The sequence below is a fragment of the Actinocrispum wychmicini genome, from assembly GCF_004345645.1.
GTDB lineage: Bacteria > Actinomycetota > Actinomycetes > Mycobacteriales > Pseudonocardiaceae > Kibdelosporangium > Kibdelosporangium wychmicini.
In genome coordinates this window covers 960272-976612 of record NZ_SLWS01000002.1, presented here as the reverse complement: position 1 = coordinate 976612, position 16341 = coordinate 960272, and the positions used below count along the sequence as shown (strand labels likewise).

At 68.1% G+C, this 16341-nt stretch carries 15 protein-coding genes; 9 read left to right on the top strand and 6 right to left on the bottom strand.

Annotated elements, in window-relative coordinates; translation table 11 throughout:
- The first annotated feature begins 61 nt into the window (after positions 1–61).
- Positions 62–1258 (top strand): DNA polymerase IV, encoded by a 1197-nt coding sequence (gene dinB, locus EV192_RS12780; protein ID WP_132114643.1) that lies wholly within the window; start codon positions 62–64, stop codon positions 1256–1258.
- Here dinB and EV192_RS12775 read toward each other — a convergent pair.
- On the bottom strand, positions 1255–4830 hold the full coding sequence (locus EV192_RS12775) for an RCC1 domain-containing protein (RefSeq protein ID WP_165960357.1): 3576 nt from the start codon (positions 4828–4830) through the stop codon (positions 1255–1257). The genes dinB and EV192_RS12775 overlap by 4 nt on opposite strands.
- A 128-nt stretch (positions 4831–4958) precedes the next feature.
- The gene (locus EV192_RS12770) at positions 4959–5417 is read right to left on the bottom strand and encodes a nuclear transport factor 2 family protein (RefSeq protein WP_132114639.1); all 459 of its coding nucleotides are present in this window, start codon (positions 5415–5417) and stop codon (positions 4959–4961) included.
- An 81-nt stretch (positions 5418–5498) separates the two neighbouring features.
- Here EV192_RS12770 and EV192_RS12765 point away from each other — a divergent pair, with 81 nt between their 5' ends.
- From EV192_RS12765 to EV192_RS12730, 8 genes are all read left to right on the top strand, one after another.
- Positions 5499–6017, top strand: coding sequence for a TetR/AcrR family transcriptional regulator (locus EV192_RS12765; protein ID WP_243726798.1), 519 nt, complete (start codon positions 5499–5501; stop codon positions 6015–6017).
- Positions 6018–6026: 9 nt separating this feature from the next.
- Complete coding sequence (gene ligD / locus EV192_RS12760) at positions 6027–6977, top strand: non-homologous end-joining DNA ligase (RefSeq protein WP_132114635.1); 951 nt, start codon at positions 6027–6029, stop codon at positions 6975–6977.
- A 171-nt stretch (positions 6978–7148) separates the two neighbouring features.
- The gene (locus EV192_RS12755) at positions 7149–8168 is read left to right on the top strand and encodes a Gfo/Idh/MocA family protein (protein ID WP_243726797.1); all 1020 of its coding nucleotides are present in this window, start codon (positions 7149–7151) and stop codon (positions 8166–8168) included.
- Positions 8168–9130: an NAD-dependent epimerase/dehydratase family protein gene (locus tag EV192_RS12750; protein ID WP_132114631.1), complete on the top strand. Its 963-nt coding sequence runs from the start codon at positions 8168–8170 to the stop codon at positions 9128–9130. Before EV192_RS12755 ends, EV192_RS12750 begins: the two co-directional genes overlap by 1 nt.
- Complete coding sequence (locus EV192_RS12745) at positions 9127–10242, top strand: DegT/DnrJ/EryC1/StrS family aminotransferase (protein ID WP_132114629.1); 1116 nt, start codon at positions 9127–9129, stop codon at positions 10240–10242. The genes EV192_RS12750 and EV192_RS12745 overlap by 4 nt, the downstream gene beginning before the upstream one ends.
- Positions 10239–10883 (top strand): NeuD/PglB/VioB family sugar acetyltransferase, encoded by a 645-nt coding sequence (locus EV192_RS12740; protein WP_132114627.1) that lies wholly within the window; start codon positions 10239–10241, stop codon positions 10881–10883. The genes EV192_RS12745 and EV192_RS12740 overlap by 4 nt, the downstream gene beginning before the upstream one ends.
- A complete protein-coding gene (locus EV192_RS12735) occupies positions 10880–11956 on the top strand; it encodes a DegT/DnrJ/EryC1/StrS family aminotransferase (RefSeq protein ID WP_132114625.1) in 1077 nt (358 codons plus the stop codon). The genes EV192_RS12740 and EV192_RS12735 overlap by 4 nt, the downstream gene beginning before the upstream one ends.
- A complete protein-coding gene (locus EV192_RS12730; RefSeq protein WP_132114623.1) occupies positions 11953–12513 on the top strand; it encodes an acyltransferase in 561 nt (186 codons plus the stop codon). The genes EV192_RS12735 and EV192_RS12730 overlap by 4 nt, the downstream gene beginning before the upstream one ends.
- On the opposite strand, the gene EV192_RS12725 is transcribed toward EV192_RS12730, so the two are convergent.
- From EV192_RS12725 to EV192_RS12710, 4 genes are all read right to left on the bottom strand, one after another.
- Entirely contained in the window at positions 12500–13069 is a 570-nt protein-coding gene (locus EV192_RS12725) for a hypothetical protein (RefSeq protein WP_132114621.1), read from the bottom strand. The two genes, EV192_RS12730 and EV192_RS12725, sit on opposite strands and share 14 nt — an antisense overlap.
- 135 nt (positions 13070–13204) lie before the next feature.
- Positions 13205–14326, bottom strand: a complete 1122-nt coding sequence (locus EV192_RS12720) for an alpha/beta hydrolase family protein (protein ID WP_165960356.1) — start codon at positions 14324–14326, stop codon at positions 13205–13207.
- A gap of 101 nt (positions 14327–14427) precedes the next feature.
- Positions 14428–15894, bottom strand: coding sequence for a carboxylesterase/lipase family protein (locus tag EV192_RS12715; RefSeq protein ID WP_132114617.1), 1467 nt, complete (start codon positions 15892–15894; stop codon positions 14428–14430).
- Positions 15891–16328, bottom strand: a complete 438-nt coding sequence (locus EV192_RS12710; protein WP_132114615.1) for a hypothetical protein — start codon at positions 16326–16328, stop codon at positions 15891–15893. Before EV192_RS12710 ends, EV192_RS12715 begins: the two co-directional genes overlap by 4 nt.
- Positions 16329–16341: the final 13 nt, after the last annotated feature.

The window sequence follows — 16341 nt, the reverse complement described above, 5'->3', positions numbered from 1 at the left end:
GCCGGGAAACTCATCGGTGCCCCGATGACCGGTTTGCACGACACTCCGAAGATGCGAACATATGTTCGTGTCGGAGGCGACGATCTTGCACGCTGACCTGGACGCGTTCTACGCGTCGGTGGAGCAGCGCGACGACCCACAGCTGCGCGGGCGGCCGGTGATCGTGGGTGGCGGCGTCGTGCTCGCGGCCAGCTACGAGGCCAAGGCGTACGGGATCAAGACGGCGATGGGCGGCGCCCGAGCCCGGTATCTCTGTCCGCACGCGGTGGTCGTGCCGCCCAGGATGTCGGCGTACTCGGCGGCGAGCAAAGCCGTGTTCGAGGTGTTCCGGGACACGACACCCCTGGTGGAGGGCCTGTCAATCGACGAGGCGTTCCTGGACGTCGGCGGCCTGGCGAAGATCGCGGGAACGCCGGCCCAGATCGCGGCCCGCCTGCGCCAGGAGGTGCTTGACCGGGTCGGCCTGCCGATCACGGTCGGCGTGGCCCGCACCAAGTTCCTGGCCAAGGTGGCCAGCGGCGTGGCCAAACCGGACGGACTGCTGGTGGTGCCGCCCGACCGGGAGCTGGCCTTCCTGCACCCCCTCGAAGTGGAACGGCTGTGGGGAGTTGGCCGGGTCACCGCGGCCAAACTCCACTCGCACGGGATCGTGAAGGTCGGGGACGTCGCCGAACTGTCCGAGTCGATGCTCAAGTCCATCCTCGGCCGGCACCTGGGCCGGCACCTCTTCGGCCTGGCGCACAACCACGACCCCCGGCCGGTCCAGGTCGGGCGTCGCCGCAGGTCCGTGGGCGCCCAGCGGGCCCTCGGCCGGATGGCGGTCACTCCCGACGCGGTGGACGCGGTGGTGGTCGGCCTGGTCGACCGGGTCACCCACCGGATGCGGACAGCCAACCGGGTCGGCCGGACCGTGATGCTGCGGCTGAGGTTCGAGGACTTCACCCGGGCGTCCAGGTCGCACACCCTGGCCGAACCCACCGCTGTCACCGAGGAGATCCTCGGCGCCCTGCGGGGGCTGGTGGCCAAGGCGATGCCGTTGATCGACGAGCAGGGCCTGACCCTGGTCGGCATCGCGGTCGGCAACCTCGACGACGCCGACTCGGTGCAGATGATGCTGCCGTTCGACGAGATCATCCACAGCGCCCTGGACAAGGCCGTGGACTCGGTGCACGGCAAGTACGGGACGAAGGCGCTGACCCGGGCGGTGTTACTGGGGAAGGACCCCGGAATCGAGGTCCCCCTTCTGCCGGACGACTAGCCGGTGACGAGCGCGTAGGCGTTCGGTCCCTTCGCGGAGACCTTGGCGATTCGGGACAGGCTGGGGACGCGGGCGGCGGCCTGTGGGCAGTGGGTGCTGTCTGGGCAGTACGTGCCGTTGCCCAGCTGTCCGGAGTCGTTGTCGCCCCAGCTCCAGACGGTCCCGTCGGATCGCTGGGCGAGGCCGAAGTTGTAGATGGACGCGTTCCAGCCGAGCGTGCCGTAGCCGCCAGCGGCGATGGCGGTGACCGAGTTGAGGCCGCCGACCCGGGCCGGGGTGGCGGAGAAGCACTCGTCGCACCAGGACCCGGTGCCGAGGGCGCCGCCTTCGTTGTTGCCCCAGGCCCACACCGTGCCGTCGGCACCCAGCGCGAAGCCGGTGTACTCGCCTGCGGCGACCTGCCGGATGTTGCTCAGGCCGGCGACCCGGACCGGGGTGCTCGGCGACTCATTCGGGTTGCCGGTGCCCAGCGCGCCGTACAGGTTGGCGCCCCAGGCCCAGACCGTCCCGTCGCTCTTGACGGCGTACGCGGTCAGTCCGGCGGTGGCCAGACCGGTGACACCGGACAGGCCGGGGATCCGGGTCGGTGGGTAGTAGCAGGAGGACGGGTAGTCGCACGCGACTCCGGCGAGCCCGCCGGGCAGCCAGCCCCAACCCCACACGGTGCCGTCGGCGCGCAGGGCGAACGCGCGGAAGCTGTCCGCGGCGACGGCCACGACGTCGGTGAGGCCAGGTATTCGCACGGGTGTGACCGACCGTGGTCCGGATCTGCCGTGGCCCAGTTCACCTTGGCCGTCACTGCCCCACGCCCAGACCGTGCGGTCGGAACGCAGTGCGTAGTTGGTGAACGTGCCTGAGGTGACCGCCGTGGCGCCGAGGATGCCGAACACCTTTGCCGGGGTGGGCGACGGATCGCCGACCGGGGTACGGCCAAGTTCGCCCTGATAGTTGGAACCCCAGGTCCACACGGTCGAGTCGGAACGCAACGCGACCGCGCCCGAGGTGTCGATCACGCCGTCAGGCAGCGTGACCGCCACCGGAGCCGTGCTTCGGCCGCCGGTGACACCCGTGCCGAGTTGGCCGGCGTAGTTGGTTCCCCAGGAGCGAAGACCCGGGCGGCAGCTGTCGGCGATCCGGGTACTCGCGAAAGTGCCCTTGGCCAGGGCGAACGTCCAGTGTTTGACGAACACGTCGGCGAACGCGGACAACTGGGCGCGCAGGGCGGCGTCCACGACACGGCAGCCACGGGTGTCGATCTGGCCGGTGAACACCGGACCGAGGTCGCCGCTGACCCCGGCCCGTCCGCCGGCCAGGGAGATCTCCGCGGACAGCCCGGTGAACACCTCGAAGGACGCGTTGCCGGTCACCCCGACACTGCCGGTGCTGCCGAAGGAGTGCACGTCCTGGTTGACCCGCGGGCTGCGGTCGAACCCGAGGACCAGGCTGGGCTCCCAGCGGAAGTTGACCCCGACCTGCCCGGACGCGGTGAGGGTGATCACCGGTTTGACGGTCAGGTCGATCGGCGGGGTGGCGGCGATCGGGATCCGCGCCCGCAGCAGCGAGCCGCCGGAGAGCGTGCAGGTGAGCTGGCCGGTGAACCCGATGTTCAGGTCGAACACCGGATGCAGGTCGAGCAGGAAGTGGATGGACGGCTGCCAGATGTCGAGGTTGAACTGCACATGCATGCGGGTGAGGTCGGCGGCCAGCGTGATGGTCGGGCCGCCGCCGCTGCCCGTGCAGCTGAAGTTCGTCTTGGCCAGGTTCAGCTTGAACGGCGTGCCGGGGGTGGCGGCTCGCGCCGCGGGCTGGACGAGGGAGACGTCGTCGTCGGTCAGGTCGGTGTCGGCCGTCACCGCGTAGGTGGAGTAGACGTCGTCGAGCGGGGCGGAAGTGGTCGTGACCACAGTGGTGCCGTCCGACTGAGGCGCGACGGCGGTGACGTTGCCGAGCACGCCGTTGGGGGCGTTGCCGGTGGCGGGAACGGCCAGGTGGCCACCTACCGCGGGTACGTTCGTTCCCGCCGCGAGCACGGTTTGTTGCTGGCCGGTCGGGTCGCCCGTGACGCCGAGGACCTGGTCGGCGGCGGGTGTCCGAGTGGTGGTCTGCGGCACGACCGAGGTACGCCCGGCGCTGATGTCGGGCACGAAGTACCCGGCGAGGTCGGCGATCAGGTCGACGCTCCCCAGGTTGTTGTACAGATCGACGACCGTGCCGGTCCCGGTGGCCACCGCGGTGAGGTTCGGCGCGGTCTGGCCGGCCGCCGGGTTGAGCGTCGACGCCAAAGGCCGATCCGCGCCATGCGGCCAGGCCGTGACGTACGTGCCGACGGCGACGTCCGTAGCGGTGATGTTCAGCGCGGCCGCTGTGGCGTCAGGGGCGAGCGCGGCGGACAGGTCAAGCGACACCACACCGTCGCCAGGCACCGGTCCCGCCGGCACACCGGTGCCGTCGCGCGTGTCGAGCATTCGCCGTGGGGACATCGGCGTGAACGACGCACCGGACCCGGGATCGTAGAAACCGGCCAGGTCCGCCACCAGGTCGACGGTTCCACTGTCGTTGAACAATCGCAGCCGGCCGGCGGTCACCGCGACTGTCACGAGGTTCGGTGCGATCTGTCCTGTTGTCAGATTGAGGTTCGACGCCAGGGGACGCGATTGTCCAGCCGGCCATGCGGTGACGAATGTTGGTGCGGTGACGTCTGTTCCGGTCAGGTTCAGCACAACCGCGGTGGCTGTTGTGGGGACGCGTGCGGACAGGTCGAGTTCGATACTTCCTTGTGGTCCCAACGGACCTCGCCGCGCGCCCGTGCCATCTCGCGTGTCCAGAACACGAACCGGCGCCATCGCGGTGAACGAGTCGGGAGAATCAACTGAGTAGTAACCGTTGAGATCGGCCACCAGGTCGACGGTTCCGCTGTCGTTGAACAACGCCAGCCGGCCCGAAGTCACTGCCACGGTCACCAGGTTCGGGGCGATCTGTCCGGGCACGAGGTTGAGGTTCGACGCCCAGGGGCGGGGTTGCGCGGCAGGCCATGCGGTGACGAATGTTGGTGCGGTGACGTCTGTTCCGGTCAGGTTCAGGACGACTGCGGTGGCTGTTGTGGGGACGCGTGCGGACAGGTCGAGTTCGATACTTCCTTGTGGCCCCACGGGACCGCGTCGGGCTCCAGTGCCGTCTCGCGTATCCAGGACCCGAACCGGCGCCATCGGGGTGTACCGCGAGCCTGAACGGTAGGTGTAGTTCACGGATCCCGTGCTCACTGTGTCCGCGGTACGGACCGTCACGCCGACGGTCCCGGTGCCCGCTGGCGCCACCGCCGTGAGCGTGGTGTCCGACGCCACCGTGACCGCGGTGGCCGGGCGATCGCCGAACCGGACCTCCAGCACGTCGCCGAACCCGCTGCCCACGACGGTCACCATGGTGCCGCCGGTCGGTACGCCGGAAGCCGGCGTCACCGCCGACACAGCTGGCGTCGCCGAGACCGCCCGCGCCACTCCCACACTTACCGCGGGCACGCTCGCGACCAACGCGAGAACGCCGACGGTCGCGACCCTCCGCCACCAAGAACGCACGACCCACCCCTGTCCGCCGGCCACCATTTCCTTTCTTGGCAGTCGCCGAACAGCACGTCACCGCTACAACAACAATCCGAATGGAGCAATCCGAAGCGTCACTGGGAATACGCCATGTCGGAAAATCACTACTGAACGGGGAAGGTGACCCCGTATTCGCTCTCCGGCCGCGGGCCGAAGATTCTCCGGTCCGCTTCGGTGATCCTCAGGTCGTTGATGCTCGCCTCACGCCGGCGCATCAGGCCCTCGTCGCTGAACTCCCAGAGTTCGTTTCCGTAACTGCGGTACCACTGGCCGTCGCTGTCGTGGCATTCGTACTGGAACCGGACCGCTATCCGGTTTCCGCGGAAGCCCCATAGTTCCTTGCGCAGCGCGTAGTCCAGTTCGCGTTCCCATTTCTGGGTCAGGAACTCGACGATCTGGGGGCGGCCGGTGACGAACCTGTCCCTGTTCCGCCACACCGAGTCTTCCGTGTAGGCCAGGGCCACCCGGTGTGGGTCCCGGGTGTTCCAGGCGTCCTCCGCCGCTTGGACCTTCTTCTTCGCGCTGTCCTCGTCGAAGGGCGGGAGTGGCGGCCTTGGGGTCATGGTGAACGGCTCCTCGGGGAGAACGATGGTTCTCCCGTATGCTAGAGAACGAACGTTCTCAGCGCCAGTAGGGAGTTGCCCGTGAGTACGACCGCGGTTCTCGACGCCGCCGAGGCGCTGTTCTACCAGCGGGGGATCCAGGCGGTCGGCATGGACGACATCCGCACCGAGTCCGGAGTGTCCCTCAAGCGGCTGTACCAGTTGTTCCCGTCCAAGGAGGCACTGGTCGTCGGCTACCTGGAGCGGCGCGACGAGCGGTGGCGGCGGCGACTGGCGGAGTTCGTCGACGCACATCACGGACCCAAGATTCTCCTGGTGTTCGACTGGTTGTACGAGTGGTTCACGGAACCTGACTTCCGCGGGTGCGCGTTCATCAACTCGTTCGGCGAGATGGGCACCCGGTCGCCCGCCATCATGAGCGTCGTCAGGCACCACAAGAAGGCGCTCCGCGCCTATCTGGTCTCGCTGTGTCAGGACGTGCCGTTGGCTGAGCAGATCCTGTTGCTGATCGACGGGGCCATCACGATCGCCGCCATCACGGGTGACCCTGACGCCGCGTGGCGCGCGCGGGCTGCTGCGGTGGTGCTTGTTTCCGGCTAGTTTGGGCGCATGGCCAAGGATGCGGTGGAGTTGGAGGTCGGGCACCGGACCGTGCGGCTCTCCAGTCCGGACCGGGTGTACTTCGCCGCGCGCGGGGAGACCAAGCTGGACCTCGCCAACTACTACCTGGCAGTGGGTGACGGCATCGTCCGCGCGTTGCGCGACCGGCCGTGCATGATGCATCGCTTTCCGTCCGGTGTGGCCGGTGAGAAGGTCCACCAGAAACGGATCCCCGGCGGCGCCCCGCCGTGGCTGGAGACCGTCCGGGTGCACTTCCCCCGGTACAACAGGTACGCCGACGAACTGTGCGTGACCGAGGTGGCGAGCGTCGTCTGGGCCGTGCAGATGTCCACTGTGGAGTTCCATCCGTGGAACTCGCGGCGGGCCGACACCGAGAAGCCGGACGAGTGGCGGATCGACCTCGACCCGATGCCGGACTGCCCGTTCTCCCGGGTCCGTCGGGTCGCCCACGTGGCCCACGAGGTCCTGGACGAGCTGGGCGCGGTCGGCTGGCCGAAGACGTCCGGTGGCAACGGGCTGCACATCTACGTCCGCGTCAAGCCCGAGTGGGGTTTCGCCGACGTCCGCCGCGCGGCGCTGGCCTTCGCCAAGGAGGTGGAACGCCGGGCGCCCGACGACGTGACCACCACGTGGTGGCGCAAGGACCGCGACCCGGCCATGCTCTTCGTGGACTACAACCAGAACGCCCGCGACCACACCATCGCGAGCGCGTACTCCGTCCGCGGCAACCCGGAGGGCACGGTGTCCACGCCGATCCGCTGGGACGAGGTCGACGACGTCGACCCGCGGGACTTCACCATCGCGACCGTCCCCGCCCGGTTCGCCGAACTCGGCGACCTGCACGCCGGGATCGACGACGCGGTATACACATTGGACACACTGATCGAGTGGGCCGACCGGGACGGCCTGGACTCGGCCAACCCGGACGACGCCAAGTAGGTCCTCGACGACATCACCGGCCGGTTGGTGGGTGAAGAACGGACCGACGCCCGAAAGCACCAGCGTGGGGGATCGCACCCCAACCGTGTGTAATGCATGGGGCCCCTCCGCGCGATTCGGAGGATAGCTCCCCGGTGCGCGGGAGGAGGAGAACCAGCCGAGAGGATCCAGATGGTTGGCGTGGCCGTCATCGGAGCGGGCTACTGGGGCCCGAACCTGGTGCGCAACATCCAGGCGACTCCCCAGTTCCACCTGAAGACGCTCTGTGACCTTGACGTGGAACGGGCCAAGGCGGTGCTGGGCCGCTACAGCACGGTGCACGCGACCTCGTCCCTCGCCGAAACCCTGGCGGACCCGTTGGTCGAGGCGGTCGCCATCGCGACCCCGGCCGCCACCCACCTCGAAGTGGCCCTCGCGGCCCTCGAATCCGGCAAACACGTGCTGGTGGAGAAGCCCTTGGCGTCCTCATACGAGGACGGCCTGAAGCTGGTCACCGCCGCCGACGAACGCGGCCTCACCCTCATGCTGGACCACACCTTCTGCTACACCCCGGTGGTGCGCCGGTTACGCCAACTGGTCCAAGACGGTGAGCTGGGCGACATCCAGTACGTCGACTCCGTCCGGATCAACCTGGGGATCGTCCAGCCGGACATCGACGTGCTCTGGGACCTCGCGCCGCACGACCTGTCCATCCTGGACTCGATCCTGCCGAAGGACGTCACCCCGGTCGCCGTCGCCGCCCTCGGCACCGACCCGCACCAGCTCGGCCGCGCCTGTGTCGCGTACATCTCAGTGCGGCTGTCCAACGACGCCATCGCGCACGCGCACGTGAACTGGTTGTCGCCCACCAAGATCAGGAGCACCATCATCGGCGGCTCCCGCCGGACCGCGGTGTGGAACGACCTCGACCCCACCCAGCCGCTCGCCGTGTACGACCGCGGCGTCGACTGGTCGGACGACCCGGTGCAGCGCCAGGTGTCGTACCGCGTCGGCGACATGGTTGCGCCCGCGTTGCCGACAGGTGAAGCGTTGCGAGGCGTAATGGCGGAGTTCGCCGGTGCGATCACTGAGAAGCGTGTGCCGCTCACCGATGGCCGGTCGGGGCTGCGGGTGCTCGCGCAGCTCGAAGCCGCGTCGGCGAGCCTGGCCGCGGGCGGCGTGTTCGTGCCCGTGAACGGAGGAAGTGTCTGATGGAGTTGACCGACACCAGGATCCTGGTCACCGGGGGAGCCGGCACGATCGGTTCGCACGTGGTGGACCAGGCACTGGACGCGGGCGCGAGCCAGGTGGTCGTGGTGGACGACCTTTCCCGCGGCACGCTGGCCAACCTCTCGTCCGCCTTCGACCGCGCGCCGGACAAGGTCGAACTGGTCGAAGGCGACATCCGGGACGTCGCGCTGATGCACAAGCTCGCCGCCGGCAAGGACGTCGTGTTCCACCTCGCGGCCATCCGGATCACGCGGTGCGCCGCCGAGCCGCGGACCGCGTTGGAAGTCCTCGTCGACGGTACTTTCAACATCATCGAAGCCGCTGTGGAAGCCGGGGTTTCCAAGGTCGTCGCCTCCTCGTCGGCATCGGTTTACGGTCTGGCCGACACGTTCCCGACCCGTGAGGACCATCACCCGTACCACAACGACACGTTCTACGGCGCCGCGAAGGCCTTCAACGAAGGCATGTTGCGCAGCTTCAAGGCCATGCACGACCTGGACTACGTGGCGCTGCGGTACTTCAACGTGTACGGGCCGCGCATGGACGCGCACGGCAAGTACACCGAGGTGCTGATCCGGTGGATGGAACGGATCGAGGCCGGCGAGTCGCCGCTCGTCCTCGGCGACGGCGAACAGACCATGGACTTCGTGCACGTCGAGGACATCGCACGGGCCAACATCCTGGCGGCTCGGGCGGACGCGACCGACCGGGTCTACAACATCGCCACCGCCACCGAGACCTCGCTGCTGGAGCTCGCGGCGGCGCTGCAGAAGGTGATGGGATCCACTTCGGACCTTGAGTTCGGCCCGGCCCGGTCGGTGAACAGCGTCACGCGCCGGCTCGCGGACATCAGCGCGGCCGAACGTGACCTGGGCTGGCAGCCGACGATCGGCCTGGAGGACGGCCTGGCGTCCCTCGTCTCGTGGTGGCGGGCGCAGCGATGATCCCAGTCATTCGGCCGTGGCTCGGCGAAGAGGAAGCTGAAGCCGCGGCGGACGTGGTGCGGTCCGGCTGGGTCGCCCAGGGGCCGCGCGTGGCGTCGTTCGAAGCGGCATTCGCGGACGCGTTCGGCGCCGCGCACGGAGTCGCCGTGTCGTCGTGTACGACCGCGCTTCATTTGGCGTTGCACTTGTTGGGGATCGGCCCGGGTGACGAGGTCGTCGTGCCGTCGTTCTCGTTCATCGCGACCGCGAACGCGGCCCGTTACGTCGGTGCCACACCGGTTTTCGCCGACGTCGACCCGATGACCGGGAACCTGACGCCGGACACGATCTCCGCCGTGGTCACGCCTCGCACAGCCGCGGTCGTCGGCGTGCACCAGGGTGGCGTTCCGTTCGATGTGGACGCGCTCGAAGCCCTGTGTTCCCGGAAGGACTTGGCGCTGGTGCACGATTCCGCGTGCGCCGTGGGGTCGACGTACCGGGGTGTGCCGGTGAGCGCGGGTGCTTCGCTGGCAGCGTGGTCGTTCCATCCGCGCAAGCTCCTCACCACGGGCGAGGGCGGGATGCTGACGACGTCGAACGCCGACTGGGCCGCGCGGCTGCGGCGGCTGCGCGAGCACGGGATGAGCGTCTCCGCGGCCGACCGCCACGCGTCGGGCGGCGTAAAGCTGGAGGAGTACGAAGAGGTTGGGTTCAACTTCCGGATGACCGACATCCAGGCGGCGATCGGCCTGGTGCAGCTGGCGAAGCTGCCCGAGGTGATCGCGCGGCGGCGGGAGCTGGCCGACCGGTACCACAAGATGCTGGCCGAGATCGACGGCCTGCGGTGGGTGGCTGACCCGGAGTACGGGACCACGAACTACCAGTCGTTCTGGGTGGTGCTGCCGGACTCGTACGAGGGCACGGTCGTGGACGTGTTGGGCGCGTTGATGTCGCGTGGGGTTTCGGCGCGGCGCGGGATCATGGCGTCCCATCTCGAACCGGCCTACTCGTGGGTGGACCTGCCCGTCACCGAACGCCTGACCAAGCGCTCGCTCATCCTGCCGTTGTTCCACCAGATGACCGAGTCCGAACAGGACACCGTGGTCACCGAGCTCGCCGAGATCCTTCGGTGAACCCGCTGATCCTCGTCGGTGCCGGCGGCCTTGCCCGGGAGACCCTGGCCGCCGCCCGACTGTCCCGGGACGTGCTCGGGTTCGTCGACGACAATCCCGATCTACACGGCCGGATCATCGACGGCCTGCCTGTGCTGGGATCCACGGACGTGATCCACTCGCATCCGGACGCGCAGGTCGTCTTGTGCACGGCCAGCAGCCGGGACCGGACCAGCCGTCGTCGGATCGCCGCGCGACTGAGGCTGCCTGCAGAGCGCTACGCGACCGTGATCCACCCTTCCGCCAGCCTCGCGCCAGGCGTGACGATCGGGCACGGGTCGATCGTGCTCGCGTTCGTCGCGGTGACCGCGCCACAGGCGATCGGCGCGCACGTGGTGATCATGCCGCACGTGACGATCACGCACGACGACTCGATCGCTTCTTACGCCACGTTCGCCGCCCGCGTCGCGTTGGCCGGCGGGGTGACTGTGGGGGAGTGCGCGTATCTCGGCAGTGGCGCCCTGGTCCGTGAAGGACTGTCCATTGGGGACGATTCGCTGGTCGGGATGGGCGCTGTCGTGCTGGAGGACGTACCACCGAACGAGGTGTGGGCCGGTGTTCCGGCTCGCCCCATGACCGCTGACCTGAGGACCGCGCGATGATTCCGCCTGTTGATCTGACCATCCAGCACGAAGAGATCGCCGAGGAGGTCGCCGCCGGCTGGGGCGAGGTCCTGGCCAGGACCGCGTTCGTCGGCGGCCCACAGGTGGGCGCCTTCGAGGAGGCGTACGCGTCCTACAGCGGAGTCGCGCACTGCGTCGGTGTCGCCAACGGTACGGACGCGTTGGAACTGGCGTTGCGGGCTCTTGGTGTGGGGCACGGCGACGAGTGCGTGTTGCCGGCCAACTCGTTCATCGCGACGGCCGAGGCGGTCGCTCGTGCGGGCGCCACACCAGTATTGGTGGACTGCGATCCGGAGACTTTTCTCATTGACACCAAGGCCGCTGTCGCCGCGATCACCGAACGGACGAAGGCCATCCTGCCCGTGCACCTCTACGGCCAGATCGCGCCGGTCGAGGACCTGCTGGACCAGGGCGTGCCCGTTGTCGAGGACGCCGCCCAGTCGCAGGGCGCGACCCGGCACGGCAAGGTGTCCGGCTCGCTCGGCACCATCGCGGGCACCAGTTTCTACCCGGGCAAGAACCTTGGCGCCTATGGCGATGCCGGCGCGGTCACCACCGATGACGCCTCGCTCGCGACGAAGGTGCGGCTGCTGAGCCAGCACGGGTCGGTGACGAAGTACGTGCACAGTGCTCTTGGCTTCAACAGCCGCCTGGACACGCTGCAAGCCGTGGTGTTGAGCGCGAAGCTGCGGCGGCTGTCGGTGTGGAATGCCCAACGTGTTGCGGCTGCGGAGTATTACGAGACGCTGCTCGCAGACGTGCCTGGCGTGGTGGTGCCTCGGGTTCTGCCCGGCAACACGCACGTTTGGCACCTGTACGTGGTCCGCGTGCAGGACCGTGACCGCGTCCACGACTCGATGCGGGCGAACGGCGTCGGCGCGGCGATCCACTACCCCACGCCGATCCACCAGACCGCGCCGTTCGCGACCGCCGACTCGTTCCCGAACGCCGAGAAGCTGGCCGGTGAGATCCTGAGCCTGCCGATGTTCCCCGGTATCACCCGCGCCCAGCAGGAGCGGGTCGCCGAAGTCCTGGTGGGAGCCCTGGGATGACCTTCGTCCACCCGAACGCGCTCTGCGAGACCCAGGACGTCGGCGAAGGAACCCGAGTGTGGGCCTTCGCGCACGTGCTTCCTGGCGCCAAGATCGGCCGTGACTGCAACATCTGCGGCGGGGCTTTCGTCGAGAGCCAGGTGGTCCTCGGCGACAACGTGACCGTGAAGAACAACGTCCTGCTGTACAACGGCGTCACGTGCGAGGACAACGTCTTCCTCGGCCCGAACGTGGTGTTCACCAACGACATGCGTCCGCGTGCCCACCAGAAGCTGTCCGGCGGCGCCTTGTTGTCCACAATGGTCTGTGAAGGCGCGACGCTCGGCGCGGGCGTGGTCGTCGTCTGCGGGACCACCATCGGTCGCAACGCTTTCGTCGGCGCGGGCGCGGTGGTGACCCGGGACGTCCCGGCGCACGCGTTCATCGTCGGCAACCCGGGCGTGCGGAAAGGCTGGGTGTGCCGATGCGCGGCCCAGCTCGACGAGAACCTGACGTGCCCGTCCTGCGGCGCTCAGCACCGGCTGCTGTCACCCACAGAAGGCCTCACCGCGAGGTAGCCCGCCGTACCAGGCCGAACACCACCACAACGAGCGCACCGGCCGCCGCCCCCACCAGCAAAGATCCCCACTGCAACCCACTGGGCCGCACCGGGGCCGGCGGCGGTACGGGCGCGCTCACCGCGACCGCGGTCTTCGGCTTGCCCAGCAGGTTGTTGAGCAACTCCGTCAACGCCTTCGGGTTGGCCGCCTTGTGGACGACGCCGCGCTGGTCGAAATTGGGCGGCCCGTCGGTCCATTCACTGGTCTCGACCCACGGTCCGCCCTGCTCGTCCATGAACACATGGTCGGTCCGCCAGATCTGGACGTCGTGCACCAACCAGGTGATCGTGACGGTGGTGGACGGAGCGGCATGCAGATCAGGCCCCTCGGCCTTCACCGGATCCGGCCCCAAAGCCGCCATCAAAGCCGTGTAGTCGGTATCGGAGTTGTACAACGCAGCCGTCTTGGCGGTCGACGGGTCGACGACGATGACGCTGGTCGGCCCGCCGGCGAACGCGACGGGCGCACCCAGGAAGAAGACAGCACCGACAAGTGCCGCGAGACGTTTCCACATGGTGGCCCCCTGACGGTGGACAGGCACTGACACTGGGGGTACACCGCTCGCGGTTCGGAGGTTCCGGTCCAGGGTCAGGTCCTGCCGCCTCGCTGGGCCTGAACGCTGTTCAGGCCCAGCGAGAGCGCCGGGTCTCTAAGGTGTCAGGTGGGCGGCGGCGAAAGCCAGGAGGTCCGGCAGTGCCGCTTGGAGAGTGGTGTCGTGATCGGCGCCCGGGTAGAAGTGGAAGGTCACGTCGTTGCCTGCCGCGGTGAGGTTGTCCGCGGTGGTTTTGGAGGCCGGAGCGTAGACGACGGTGTCCGCGGTGCCCTGAGCGATGAAGATGGGGCCCGCGTACTCCTTGACCGGGATCTCGGCGTCCTCGTCGACGAGGTTCTGCACCAGGGCCCGCTCGTTGTCGTCGATGGCGAAGATGTCCGCGTTGGTCTTTCCGGCGAGCTGGGCGGCCAGGTCGTCGTAGCAGTAGGTGGCACGGGACTTGTCAAGCAGGTCCTTGCCCAGCGGTGTCAGCAGTTCGCTGGGGTGGACCGTGGTCGGGTGGGCCACCGCGAGGCCGGAGATGATCAGCAGGGCCTCGGGGATCGGTGGGGCGGCCGGGTCGTAGACGTGCGCGACTTCGGCCAGGGTGCGCCACTGTGACGGCATGCCTGTGGCGATCGTCCCGCGGAAGTCCAGCTCAGGCGCATAGGACTCGACGATCGAGCCGGTGAACATCGTGGCCTGGGCACCTTGCGACTGTCCCACCGCGAGCCACCGGCTGCCGAGACTCCTGTCGACGCGTGGGCTGGCGCGGACCAGGTCAATCACGCTGCGTGCTTCGGCCCCGCCGTTCTCGTAGGGGTGTTCCCCAGCTGTGCCAAGGCCTTCGTAGTCAGTGGCGACAACGGCGTACCCGGCGCCGAGCCATGCCTTCAGATAGTCGACGTCCCGCTGCGACCTCCCATTTGTCGACGGAGCACAGTTGTCCGCGATACCAACGGTTCCGTGCGCCCACGCGACCACCGGCCAGCCCCCGCGCGGGGTTCTGCCAGTGGGAACGAAGACTGCCCCGGACACCACCGAAGGCCGTCCCCTGACGTTGTGGGACGTGTACTGCACCCGGTACGCCCTTGCCGTGTTCGGCAGCCAGAGGTTCGCCGGCAACGGCTCGACCGACACCACGCGGCCCGGCGTGCCGGCAGCGGCCACACCGACGGGCAGTACGACACCCGCTACCACCAAACATAATGCGAGCAGGACTGATCTCAACTTGGTCATGGACATCCCCAGAGTCGTCATCCCCGGGAGGGGATCGACCGTGGCGGTGACGGACGTCACCGCTGAGGTTGATCATACACAAGTTGATCGTGGGGCTGCCCCTATCTGTGGCCGGTCCAGAGTTCGCGTTCGGTGGCGCGGGGGTCGTTCGTGGTGGCCGAGGCGGTGTTGAAGATCATCGTGGTTCTGGATTCGCGGGTGTAGGGCGACCAGCCCGGGTTTCCCGTTGTGGCGAAGGAGATCCAGGCTTGGTGCACGGTGTCCGCCAGGCGCTGGGGGAGGTCGGTGCCCAGGAGGGGGTGGAATCCCTTGTCGGCCAGGGTGTCGAAGACGAAGGGGAGTTCCGCGGCGTGGCAGGCACCGAGACGACCGTCGAATGTGGAGGGTCGCCAGGCGAACTCGTACACCCACGCGGGGTTCGCCGATTCGGCGAGCCGGATCGCTGGGATGCGGAAGAACCAGTCGGTCTGGATCGCGGAGAGCAGTTGGCCAGGGGAGGCGTTGGGGCGGCTGGCGCGGTACGCGGCGATTGTCCCCGCCGCGTTGACGCCGTAGCGGCCCACCGCGACGGTGAGGAGGTTCTCGTCGATCACGCCGAGCGCGCCGGTGGGCACCAGGTAGAGGTCGAACTCGTCGGTGTTGGTCCCCACCAGGATGTCCACCGTCGGATCGAGGTGCTCCATGGGCGGACCGGGAATGATCTGACCGTCGATGACCGGTTCGAACGGCACCATGTTCAGCGCGGCCTCGCCCCACACCGCGGGGTCCGGGTTCGCCGAGATGGCCGAACGAAGTTGTTGCCCGGCAAGGACAAGCTGCTCCATGGGCACTGTCGCCAGCGCAGCCCGAGTCGGCTCGACACCCAACCGTTCGGCCAGGTTTTCGGCGATCCTCCGAGCCCCTTGCACGCTCAGGGTGAGCTGCATCGCGCCGCTCTGCAGGATCGCGCGGTGGAACAGGCCGCGCGCACTGGGCATCGCGAGCAGCATGCCGATACTCATGGCCCCCGCGGACTCGCCGAACACCGTCACCTGGGCCGGGTCGCCGCCGAACGCCGCGATGTTGTCCTGGACCCACCGCAGGGCCGCGACCTGGTCCTGCAGGCCGAGGTTCGCGTGATCGCCGTCTCCGAGGTACAGGAACCCGTCCGTACCGAGCCGGTAGTTCACGCTGACCAGGACAACGCCGTCCCGAGCGAACGCCGACCCGTCGTACCCACCGACCGAGCTGGATCCGTTCGCGAACGCGCCGCCGTGGAGGAACACCATCACCGGGAGACCGGCCCCCGACGATGGTGCCCACACATTGAGGTTGAGGATGTCGTCACCGGGAATCTCGACTTCCGGGATGAACCGGTCGAGAGGAGCCGAGTAGGGAGCCTTCGGCGCGGTCGGCCCGAACTCCAGGGCGTCCCGCACCCCCTCCCATGGCTCGACTGGCCTGGGTGGCTGGAAGCGGTTGTGACCTACTACTGGTGGCGCTCCGTAAGGAATTCCCTTATATACGCACACCTTTTCGGCAGTGACTCCGCGAACCGTGCCGCTGGTGGTGACGACTAAGTCGCTCATTTGTTCTCGATGATCCTCGTCAGCAGTTGGGTGATCTCCTCCTGGCCGACAGCCATCTTGCCGAAGCCCTCCCGGATCTTGTCGAGCTGCAGGTCGACCGCCATGTCAGTCGCATCGAGCCGGATGCGTAGTAGATCGAAACGCCTCTCGACCCGCTCGAAGCCCGCATCCACTTTTTGCTCGACCTGGTCGAGCCGCTTGCCGTGCTCGCGGAGGAGCGTGTCGTGCTCGCGGAGGAGCGTGTCGTGCTCAAGCTGCGTCTTGCGAAGGGCGTTGAACACCTGCGTGTTCTGGGCCTGGGCCAACTTGAACTCCGAGGCATCCCGGTCCGCGCACTGCGCCAGGTGCAATGCCGCGGCAGTGTCCTTCTGCATAGCCGGAATCTCCTTTTCGAGAACGGTCACTCGCTTCTCCAACTCGTTGTTGTTTGCCATGGCTCGACTGTAT